Annotated in this window: 1 pseudogene; it reads right to left on the bottom strand. The window is 46.2% G+C overall.

Features of this window, described 5'->3' with window-relative positions:
• A pseudogene (locus NLF92_RS12955) lies at positions 1 to 273 on the bottom strand (sensor histidine kinase); the annotation flags it as partial.

Here is a 273-nt window from a genome sequence, read left to right as displayed (position 1 = left end):
AAGATTTTTTCGGCGAAGGTTTGCTCAAATCCAATACCGTTGTCTTGCAGCGTAAGCTTAACCCAGTCTAATCCCGGCAACAGCTGCTGTTCTTTGGCTTCTGTGCTTTCTACCGTAACACATCGCAGTGAGATATGTGGGGTAATATCAGGTAGCCGGAATTTTAGCGCGTTAGAAAACAGATTCAGGAACAATTGATTCATCTGTGATGGATCAGCTCTCATCACGGGAAGGGGGTCCACCGTTATTTGAGCATGTGTTTCTTCGATGGGG

Origin of the sequence: Opacimonas viscosa (assembly GCF_024199005.1) — a bacterium.
Classification (GTDB): domain Bacteria; phylum Pseudomonadota; class Gammaproteobacteria; order Enterobacterales; family Alteromonadaceae; genus Opacimonas; species Opacimonas viscosa.
Note: the sequence above shows the minus strand (reverse complement) of the source record. Positions and strands in the feature narration are given on the sequence as shown.